The 8,938-nt window shown below is 73.2% G+C and carries 14 protein-coding genes; 8 read left to right on the forward strand and 6 right to left on the reverse strand.

The annotated features are described in order from the left end of the window. Window positions 1-52 precede the first annotated feature (52 nt). The 4 genes from VMI11_15410 to VMI11_15425 are packed head-to-tail and all read left to right on the forward strand — an operon-like array spanning window position 53 to window position 3,214. Window positions 53-1,006: a hypothetical protein gene (locus tag VMI11_15410; GenBank protein ID HTY73786.1), complete on the forward strand. Its 954-nt coding sequence runs from the start codon at window positions 53-55 to the stop codon at window positions 1,004-1,006. After that, on the forward strand, window positions 1,003-1,410 hold the full coding sequence (locus VMI11_15415) for a DUF2089 domain-containing protein (GenBank protein HTY73787.1): 408 nt from the start codon (window positions 1,003-1,005) through the stop codon (window positions 1,408-1,410). The genes VMI11_15410 and VMI11_15415 overlap by 4 nt, the downstream gene beginning before the upstream one ends. Then, window positions 1,407-2,417, forward strand: a complete 1,011-nt coding sequence (locus VMI11_15420) for an ATP-binding cassette domain-containing protein (protein ID HTY73788.1) — start codon at window positions 1,407-1,409, stop codon at window positions 2,415-2,417. Before VMI11_15415 ends, VMI11_15420 begins: the two co-directional genes overlap by 4 nt. After that, entirely contained in the window at window positions 2,414-3,214 is an 801-nt protein-coding gene (locus tag VMI11_15425; GenBank protein HTY73789.1) for an ABC transporter permease, read from the forward strand. Before VMI11_15420 ends, VMI11_15425 begins: the two co-directional genes overlap by 4 nt. Before the next feature lie 64 nt (window positions 3,215-3,278). On the opposite strand, the gene greA is transcribed toward VMI11_15425, so the two are convergent. Next, entirely contained in the window at window positions 3,279-3,755 is a 477-nt protein-coding gene (gene greA, locus VMI11_15430; protein HTY73790.1) for a transcription elongation factor GreA, read from the reverse strand. 118 nt (window positions 3,756-3,873) lie between these two features. Then, window positions 3,874-4,353 carry a DUF4307 domain-containing protein gene (locus VMI11_15435; GenBank protein ID HTY73791.1) on the reverse strand — a complete coding sequence of 160 codons (480 nt, stop codon included), beginning with the start codon at window positions 4,351-4,353 and terminating at the stop codon, window positions 3,874-3,876. Between the two features lie 131 nt (window positions 4,354-4,484). On the opposite strand from VMI11_15435, the gene mca reads away from it, so the two are divergent. Beyond that, the gene (mca, locus tag VMI11_15440) at window positions 4,485-5,360 is read left to right on the forward strand and encodes a mycothiol conjugate amidase Mca (protein ID HTY73792.1); all 876 of its coding nucleotides are present in this window, start codon (window positions 4,485-4,487) and stop codon (window positions 5,358-5,360) included. Further along, window positions 5,357-5,728, forward strand: coding sequence for a FeoB-associated Cys-rich membrane protein (locus VMI11_15445; protein HTY73793.1), 372 nt, complete (start codon window positions 5,357-5,359; stop codon window positions 5,726-5,728). Before mca ends, VMI11_15445 begins: the two co-directional genes overlap by 4 nt. 72 nt (window positions 5,729-5,800) lie before the next feature. Here the strand turns inward: VMI11_15445 and arfB are convergent, their stop codons facing one another. The 3 genes from arfB to VMI11_15460 all read right to left on the reverse strand — a co-directional run bounded on the left by arfB (window position 5,801) and on the right by VMI11_15460 (window position 7,010). After that, entirely contained in the window at window positions 5,801-6,220 is a 420-nt protein-coding gene (arfB, locus tag VMI11_15450; protein HTY73794.1) for an alternative ribosome rescue aminoacyl-tRNA hydrolase ArfB, read from the reverse strand. A gap of 42 nt (window positions 6,221-6,262) precedes the next feature. Then, window positions 6,263-6,478: a hypothetical protein gene (locus VMI11_15455; GenBank protein ID HTY73795.1), complete on the reverse strand. Its 216-nt coding sequence runs from the start codon at window positions 6,476-6,478 to the stop codon at window positions 6,263-6,265. Between the two features lie 109 nt (window positions 6,479-6,587). Next, the gene (locus tag VMI11_15460) at window positions 6,588-7,010 is read right to left on the reverse strand and encodes a hypothetical protein (protein ID HTY73796.1); all 423 of its coding nucleotides are present in this window, start codon (window positions 7,008-7,010) and stop codon (window positions 6,588-6,590) included. Between the two features lie 75 nt (window positions 7,011-7,085). On the opposite strand from VMI11_15460, the gene VMI11_15465 reads away from it, so the two are divergent. Together VMI11_15465 and VMI11_15470 are read left to right on the forward strand one after the other, a co-directional pair. Continuing rightward, complete coding sequence (locus tag VMI11_15465) at window positions 7,086-7,805, forward strand: maleylpyruvate isomerase family mycothiol-dependent enzyme (protein ID HTY73797.1); 720 nt, start codon at window positions 7,086-7,088, stop codon at window positions 7,803-7,805. 85 nt (window positions 7,806-7,890) lie between these two features. After that, window positions 7,891-8,349 carry an ester cyclase gene (locus tag VMI11_15470; GenBank protein ID HTY73798.1) on the forward strand — a complete coding sequence of 153 codons (459 nt, stop codon included), beginning with the start codon at window positions 7,891-7,893 and terminating at the stop codon, window positions 8,347-8,349. Window positions 8,350-8,387: 38 nt separating this feature from the next. Here VMI11_15470 and VMI11_15475 read toward each other — a convergent pair whose 3' ends face one another. After that, entirely contained in the window at window positions 8,388-8,795 is a 408-nt protein-coding gene (locus VMI11_15475; protein ID HTY73799.1) for a hypothetical protein, read from the reverse strand. Window positions 8,796-8,938: the final 143 nt, after the last annotated feature.

Here is an 8,938-nt window from a genome sequence, read left to right on the forward strand (position 1 = left end):
ACTTGAGCAACTCTGCTTGACAATCTGGTAAGTAACGAGCACAGTGGTCGACATGACGACCACACCGCACGACGCAGCTCCCGACCCCTCCGCCGAACGCGCCCGCCTGCGCGCGCTGCTCGAGGACGTCGCGGCGGGCCGGGTCGACCCCGACGTCGCGGCCCAGCACCTGGCCGGGTCCGGCGGCCCCGCCGCCTCCGCCGGTCTCGCCGCCCCTGCCGGTTCCGGCGGCCCCGCCGCCCCGCCCGCCGCGCCCGGTCCCGACACCGCGTCGTCGGCCGCCGCTCGGCCGGCCCCCGGCGCCGGGGCGGGGTCGACCCCGTCGGTGCGGGTCCTCCCTGGCCAGCAGCGGCCCGGGCCGGGGCAGGCCGGCGAGGCCCCGATCCGCCGGGTGGTGCTGTCGGTGGCCGCTGGCAAGGTCGTGGTCGTGGGTGATCCGACCGTGGCCGGTGCCGAGGCGCACGGTCCCGTCATCGCCAGCCGGGAGGGCGACGCCATCCGCCTGGACAACCGTCCGCTCGGCGAGGGCGGCTTCCGCTTCGAGCGCGGCGGGCCCTGGGGTCGGTGGCGGCAGACGTTCACCAGCCCCGAGACGATCACCGTCCGGATGAACCCGGCGTTGCCGCTGGAGCTCGGGGTCGCCGCCGGGAGCGCCCAGGTCAGTGGGATCCGGGGCGGCCTGACGTTTCGCGTCGACGCGGGCAGTCTCAAGGCCTTCGACGGCGCGGGCCGCCTCGAGGGCCGGGTCGCCAGCGGCTCGGCCCATCTCGAGTGGTGCGTCCGCGAGGGCGAGAACCGGCTGCGGACCGAGCTCGGCACCTTGAAGCTGCGGCTGCTCCCCGGCTCGGACGTCACCGTGTCCGCCCGCACCGAGATGGGCTCGATGGAGCTCGGCTCCGGCGTTACCCGGGGCGAGGACGGGCGGCGCCGGATCGTCGTCGGCGAGGGCACGGCGGAGCTGGCCATCGACGTCGAGCTCGGCTCGGCCAAGGTCGCCGCGCCGTGACGCCTCAGGCCGCCCCGCACGCCCACCGCACGCCGCGGGACTGCCCGGTCTGCGGCGAGCGACTGGTGATCCACCGGCTCGGCTGCGAGCACTGCGGCACCGAGCTGTCGGGGGTGTTCCAGCCGTGCGCCTACTGCGGGCTGCCGCCCGAGGACCTCGAGGCGCTGCGCGTGTTCCTGGTCTCCCGCGGCAACATGCGCGAGCTCGAGCGTCATCTCGGGGTGAGTTACCCCACCGCTCGCCAGCGCTTCGCGGACCTGCTGGTCCGGCTCGGCTTCGACGGCGACGTACGCCCGCCGGACCCCGAGCGGATCCTCACCGACCTGGCAGAGGGTCGGATCGGCATCGACGAGGCCGAGGCGATCCTGGCGACGCTGCGCACCGACGAGGAGGGACCGTCATGAGCGACGCGATCGTCGCCGAGGGGCTGGTCAAGGTCTTTCGGGGTCGCGGCCGCGACGTCCGCGCCCTCGACGGGGTTGACCTGCACGTGCCCAAGGGCAGCGTCGTCGGCCTGCTCGGGCCCAACGGCGCCGGCAAGACCACCGTCGTGCGCATCCTCACCACGCTGCTCTCCCCCGACGCCGGCCGCGCCGTCGTCGGCGGGGTCGACGTGCTGGCCGACCCGAGAGCCGTGCGCCGTCGCATCGGGCTGTCCGGGCAGTACGCCGCCGTCGATGAGTACCTCACCGGCTTCGAGAACCTCGACATGGTGGGCCGGCTCTATCACCTGGGACGTACGGCGTCGCGGGCGCGGGCGCGCGAGCTGCTCGAGCGGTTCCGCCTCGAGGACGCCGCTGACCGGCCGGTGCGGACGTACTCAGGGGGCATGCGGCGACGTCTGGACCTGGCCGGCGCCCTGGTCGCCGACCCCGCGGTGCTCTTCCTCGACGAGCCGACGACCGGTCTCGACCCGCGCAGCCGCAACGACATGTGGGACGTCATCACCGACCTCGTCGCCGGCGGCACGAGCCTGCTGCTGACCACGCAGTACCTCGAGGAGGCCGACCGGCTGGCCGACTCGATCGTGGTCATCGACCACGGGCGGGTGATCGCGCAGGGCACCGCGGATGAGCTCAAGGCCAAGGTCGGCGGCGAGCGCCTCGACCTCGACCTCGCCGACGCGTCACGGGTGCCGGACGTGCACCGGGTGCTCACGGACCTCGCGGCGGGCGAGTTGGCCGTGTCCGACCACGGCCGGCGGGTCAGCGTCCCCGTCCGGGCCGGTACGGCCGGGCTCGTCGAGGCGTTGCGCCGCCTCGATGCGGAGCAGGTCGTGGTGACCGCCGCGGCGATCCGCCGGCCCAGCCTCGACGACGTGTTCCTGGCCCTCACCGGCCACGGGGCGGAGGACGGCGGGCCGGCCGACGGCTCGACTCGTCAGGACGAGCGAGTGGGGGTGGCCGGATGAGTGCGCTCGGCGCGGTCAGCGACGGCGTCATCGTCGCGAAGCGCAACCTGATCAAGATCAAGCGGGTCCCCGACCTGCTCGTCTTCACCACGCTGCAGCCGATCATGTTCGTGGTGCTCTTCGCCTACGTCTTCGGCGGCGCGATCAAGATCGAGAGCAGCAGCTACCGCGAGTACCTCATCGCCGGCATCTTCACCCAGACCGTCGTCTTCGGCGCGGTCATCACCGGGATGGGTCTCGCCGAGGACATCCAGAAGGGGATCATCGACCGGTTCCGGTCACTGCCCATGTCGCCATCGGCGGTCCTCGTGGGCCGCACGCTGAGCGACGTCCTCAACAACGTCATCGTCGTCGTCGTCATGTCGATCACCGGACTCGTGGTGGGCTGGCGGATCCACACCCCGCTCCTGGAGGCCCTCGGTGGCTTCGTGCTGCTGCTGGCCTTCGGCTACGCCTTCTCCTGGGTGATGGCCTGGGTGGGGCTGCTCGCGCCGAGCCCCGAGGTGGTCCAGAACGCCGCGTTCATCGTGATCTTCCCGCTGACCTTCGTGGCGAACACCTTCGTGCCGCTGGTCACCCTGCCGCCTCCATTGCGCACCTTCGCCGAGTGGAACCCCGTGTCGGCGGTCACCCAGGCCGTGCGCGAGGCGTTCGGGAACATCCCTCCGCACACCCCGGTGCCCGACGTGTGGTCGCTGCAGCACCCTGAGATCTACAGCATCCTGTGGGGCGTCGGGCTGCTGCTCGTGTTCGTCCCGGTGGCCTCCCACCAGTACCGGCGCGCGGTCAGCCGCTGACCCGACCGGCGCTCAGCCGCTGACCCGACCGGCGGTCGCAGGCGCGACGACCAGTCGCCGCGGCTCAGCCGGCGTGCGGCTCGGCGGCGAGGATCTCCACGGTGATCTCGCGGCCGTTGGGGGCGGTGTAGGTGACGGTGTCGCCGACCGCGTGCCCGTCGATCGCCGCGCCCAACGGGCTCTGCTCGCTGTAGACGTCGAGGTCCTCGTGGACGCCGACCTCGCGGTGCCCGAGCAGGAAGCGCATCTCGTTGCCGCTGAGGGAGACCGTGACCACGGTGCCCGGCCCGACGATGCCGGCCTCGACGCCGGGGGCTTCTCCGACGTGGGCGGTCTCGAGCAGGTGGCGCAGCTGGCGGATCCGGGCCTCCTGCTTGCCCTGCTCCTCCTTGGCGGCGTGGTATCCGCCGTTCTCGCGAAGATCGCCCTCCTCGCGGGCCGCCTCGATCTTCTTGGCGATGGCGACGCGGCCCTCGCCGGAGAGGTGGTCGTACTCGGCCTTGAGGCGGTCGTAGGCCTCCTGGGTCAGCCAGGTGGTCACGGGGCGGCTCCTTGCGATCGGTCGTTTCGTCCAGGGTAGACGGGCCGGCCCGCTTGCCCCGCCACGCCGGTGTGCCTGGGCTGGCCCGAGGTCGCTGGGTCAGCCCCCGCCAGCCCGGTCAGTCCAGCACGCAGGCTCCGGGACGCACCCCGAACGCGCGCGTGGTGGTCGGGATCGTGACGGACAGGCGTACGTGCCTCGCCGTCCCCGTCGCCGCCACGCGTCGCGCGCCCACCAGGGCCATCCCGGCGTCCAGGGCGCGCACCTCGCAGGCCGCCGAGCGCCCGGCCGGCTTGTCCACCTCGACGACCGCGGTGACCGTGTCGTCGGAGACCACCTGGTACGCGCGGACGCTCAGGGATACCTTCGGCCGGCCGGCGAGGTACATCGCGGTCACCCCGGCGGACACGGCGAGCAGCGCCACCAGCCCCGCCGCGACCCAGGCGATGCGGGCGGAGCGGCGCATCGGTGCCCGGCGGCCGTACCGCTCGGCCAGGGAACCGGCCGAGGTGGCAGCCCTGGCTCCGCGGGTCGACGGCGCCTCGCCGGTCGTGTCCGGCGGCTCGCCGGCGTCGTACGCCCCGCCGCTCCCGCTCACCCGTTCAGTCTCCCCGACGCGAGGGCGCCGGAGACCTACTGGGCGCCGCACGTGGGCGCGGGAGGAGGCTCGGCCCGGCTGCTGCGACAATGGCCGACGTGACGGAGGAGCTCGACGGGCCGCTGCGCCTCATGGCGGTGCACGCGCACCCTGACGACGAGTCCAGCAAGGGGGCCGCGACGATGGCCCGCTACGTCGCCGAGGGCGTGGACGTGCTCGTCGTCAGCTGCACCGGCGGAGAGCGGGGGGACGTCCTCAACCCCGCCTTGGCCGCGGACGAGTCCTTCATGAGCGACTTCAGCCGCGATGCCGCGGCGGTACGCCGTGCCGAGATGGAGCGGGCCCGCGAGATCCTCGGCGTGCGCCACGAGTGGCTGGGCTTCGTCGACTCCGGCTACCCCGATGGCGACCCGCGCCCCCCGCTGCCGGAGGGCTGCTTCGCGCTGGTACCGCTCGAGGAGGCCAGCCGGCCCCTGGTGGGCCTGATCCGCGAGTTCCGTCCGCACGTCGTGACGACCTACGACGAGAACGGCGGGTACCCGCACCCCGACCATGTGAAGTGCCACGAGATCACGGTCGAGGCGTTCGACGCGGCCGGTGACCCGGGCCGCTACCCCGGGACCGGGCAGCCGTGGCAGCCGCTGAAGCTCTACTACCACCAGACCTTCCACCTCGCGAGGGTGGTGGCGCTGCACGAGAGCGCGATCCTGGCCGGCTACGAGTCGCCCTTCGCCGAGTGGCTCGAGCGCTGGGAGGACGACCCCGAGCACGCCAAGCGGCTGACCACGTTCGTGCACGTGGCCGACTACTTCCCGGTGCGCGACGCGGCGCTCAAGGCGCACGCCTCGCAGGTCGACCCCGACGGCCGGTGGTTCGCCCTGCCGACGGACGTACAGCGGGACGCCTGGCCGACCGAGGACTACGAGCTGGCGCGCTCCCTCGTCGAGACCGCGATTCCCGAGGACGACCTGTTCGCGGGGGTGCGGGAGCGGGTGAGCACCGCGTGACCGGCACCGTCCTGCTCGTCGTGGCCAAGGCCGCTGCGCTCGCGGCGACCAGCCCCTCGCCCGCACCCGTCAGCGCTCGCGCGTCCAACGACAACTTCGTGCGGCCCGGCTGGCCCGGCTTCATCGTGTTCCTCCTGATGGCCGGTGCGGTGGCGCTGCTGCTGCGTTCCTTCGTCAAGCAGCTCAAGCGGATCGACTTCGACGAGGCGGCCACCGACCGCGGCCCGCGCCGGTCGAAGGCGTCGCCGGATGGGTCGGACCCGCCGCCGCCGACCGCGACCCCGGACGAGGGTCGTCAGTCCCAGGAGACCCGGTCCGGCCCCAGCGCGCGCGCAGCCGGTACGTCGGAGCCGGACGGCTCCGCCTGAGGCGCCCGCCCATCCCATCACGGCAGCTGGCCCACCCCGCCGCTTCCGCGCACGCGGGGAGGGGTCACCGGGCTAGTCGGGCCGGCGCAGTCGCTTGACCTCCGAGCGTCGCTTCTTCGCGGCGAGACGCCGTTCGACGGAGGCCCTGGTCGCCTTCGTCGGTCGCCGCGGGCGCGGGGGAGGGGCGATCGCGGCCGTCAGCACCTCGACCAACCGGTGCTCGGCCGCCTCGCGGTTTCGCAGCTGCGAACGCTGCTGCGATGCCGTGATCGTCACGGTGCCGTCCACCAGCCGTCCCGCCAGTCGCTGCAATGCTCGGGCCCGCTGGGGCTCGCTGAGCGCGGCGGAACGGGCGACGTCGTAGGTCAGCTCAACCCGCGAGTCCGTCGTGTTGACGCCCTGCCCGCCCGGGCCCGAGGACCTGGAGAAGCGCCACGACAGCTCGCTCTCGGGGATCACCACCGAGGCGTTCACGCGCAAGTCGCCGGGCACGTCGACAAGGATGCCGCCTCGCGAGTCCGTGCCGGGCGCAACTCAGGCTGGCCGGGCCGCCACCGTCGGGTCGGAGCCGACAGCGGCGAAGCCCCGTACCAGCAGCCACCCGGCCAGGACCATCTCCTGCACCGCGATCGGCAGGTTCAGCGCCCCGTCCAGCACCGGCGTCAGCAGCGCCGTGCTGGCCAGGCTGGCCGCGGTCGCGACGATGAACAGGACGCCCACCATCCGTGCCGTTCGCAGCTCCGCCGTCATCGCCCGCGCCTCCATCCGCCCCTCGATCCCGTCCGCTGATCGATCGGCATGCGATCAGCACAGGCGGAGGAGCCACCGGGCGCCAGGGACGAACGCCCCGGCGGCAGGCTCAAGGAGTGCTGGGCGCCCGCAGCCGCGGCGTACGGCTCTGGTCGGGCTGCAGGTCCTCGGTCACCGGCCGATACCCAGAACACATGACGCGCAACCACCCGATGCGCCCGTCGAGCTCACTGAGGTACGCCTGCTGCTCCACCAGGTGCAGCCCGTCCTTGTTGCGCACCCGCAGCCGGTAGCCCACCCGCTGGCGGTCGGCGAACGCGTCGGTCTCGATCGACTCCACACCCTCGACGACGTCGTCGGGCTCGAACCAGGTGCCGACGGTGTCCACCACCCCCTCGACACCGGGGTCGTCCCACACCCGTCCCGGCGTCATGCCCCGGAAGTCCACCTCCGGATCCAGGAGCCCTCGCAGCGCATCCGCATCCTTCGCCGCCACCGCCGCCGCGAAAGCCGAGGCCAGGTCAGTCGTCATGGCCGGAGTGTGGCATCGCGGCTGGGCCGACCGCCACAAGGGAAGGGAGGTCGTCCGGGACCCACGGACCGGCCGGTGTGCCACGCTCCGTACGTGCTCGGCCGCCCGACCTACCTCGACTGCCTCGCGCGTGACATCGGCGCCTTCGCCGACCTGCTTCGCACCGGCGACCTCGCCGTCCCCGTGCCGGACTGCCCCGGCTGGAGCCTGGCGGACCTCGGCGCGCACCTCGGCGGGGTCCATCGGTGGGCGCACGACATCGTCCGGACCGGCTCGCCGGCGGAGCAGCCGGACGGCCCGCGCGAGCGTGCGGCCCTCGTCGCCTGGTTCACCGAAGGCGGAGGGCAGCTCCTCGACGCGCTGACGTCCACCGACCCGGACGCGACGACCTGGACCTTCGGACCGCACCCGCGGCAGGTCTCCTTCTGGGTACGGCGGCAGGCGCAGGAGACCGCGATGCACCTGCTCGACGCACGCCGCGCGGTCGGCGAGTCGGCCGCGTTCGACCCAGAGCTCGCGCCCGACGGGGTCGACGAGGTCGTCGAGATGTTCGTCCCGCGCCAGGTGCGGCTCGGCCGGATCGCGCCGATCCGGGACGGCGTCCTGCTGCGAACAGGCGACGGGCGCGTGTGGCAGCTGGGCTCGGATCCGGCGGTCCCCGCGGTGGCGACGGTGACCGGGACGGCCGAGCAGGTGCTCCTCGCCTTGTGGCGCCGCGAGGACTGGACCTCGCTGCGCGTCGACGGCGACATCGAGGCGGCGCGGTCGGCCTTCTCGGTCGCCCTCACCCCGTGACGTCTCGCGATCCGGTGCACTTGCCGGGGCCGGCGGGACGTTGCGAGGCTTCGCCCGGTCCGTACCGACGGCGGGAGGGGTCGTCATGTCCGACAAGGAGCTCGTCCGTAGGTTCTTCGAGGACCTCATCGCCGGCGGTGACCTGTCGGTGAGCGAGGAGATCGCGGCGCCGACCTACCTGGAGCACGCCGTCGCACCGTTCGGTCATGACGAGCCCGGCGCCGTTCCCGGTCCGGAGCACCTGCGCGGGGTCGCGCAGTGGCTTCGCGCGCAGTTCCCCGACGTCACGATGTCGGTGGAGTCGATGATCCAGGAAGGTGACATCGTCGCCGCCCGGGTGCGGTCCGCTGGCACCAACCTCGGCCCGCTCAACGGGGTCGTGCCGCCGACGGGTCGCCGCTTCGACGCCTACCAGAGCCACTGGTTCCGGGTCGAGGACGGCAGGCTCGCCGAGCACTGGGCCACGCGGGACGACCTGCCGACGATGATCCAGCTGGGCGTCATCCAGCCGCCCGTCCGGCCCGGGCCGCCCGGCCGACCCTGACGAGACCATCGACGCGGGCGTCGGGAGCAGGGAGGTCGTCACCGCCCAGCAGCCCTGCTGCGCAGCAGCCAGGTTCCGACGATGACGAGGCACGCGCCGGCCACGGCCGGACCGATCAGCCGCAGAGGACGGCTGTCGCTGCTTGCGTACGTCTGCCGCAGACCGCCGTCGGCCCGCCAGGAGAGCAGCGAGGCGTTGGCCTGCGCGGACAGGGCGGAACCGTTGGCCTGGGCGGAGAGGGCCGAGGTCGAGGATTGGAACGAGCCAAGCGAGAACGCGGACATCGCGGAGCCGACGGAGCCGATCGAGGCGAAGGAGCCCACGGAAGCGATCGAGAGCACCGACCCCTTCGAGGCGATGCTCAGCAGCGAGTCCTCCGACCACAACGACCACAGGGAGCTCGAGCCAGCACCCACCGTCGCCTCCGCCTCCCAAGGGGTCAGCACGTCAGGCTAGTGGGCTCATGAGACGGATGCGCGGGCCGAGCTGTCAGGCGCCTCGGGCGCCGGGGCGCCCGTCGCGTCTGACAACCCACCAGCGACGGACGGATGGTGGCCAGGGGTAGGAGTTTCCGAGCGCTGTCACATGG

This window comes from Actinomycetes bacterium (genome assembly GCA_035506535.1).
Classification (GTDB): Bacteria; Actinomycetota; Actinomycetes; order DATJPE01; family DATJPE01; genus DATJPE01.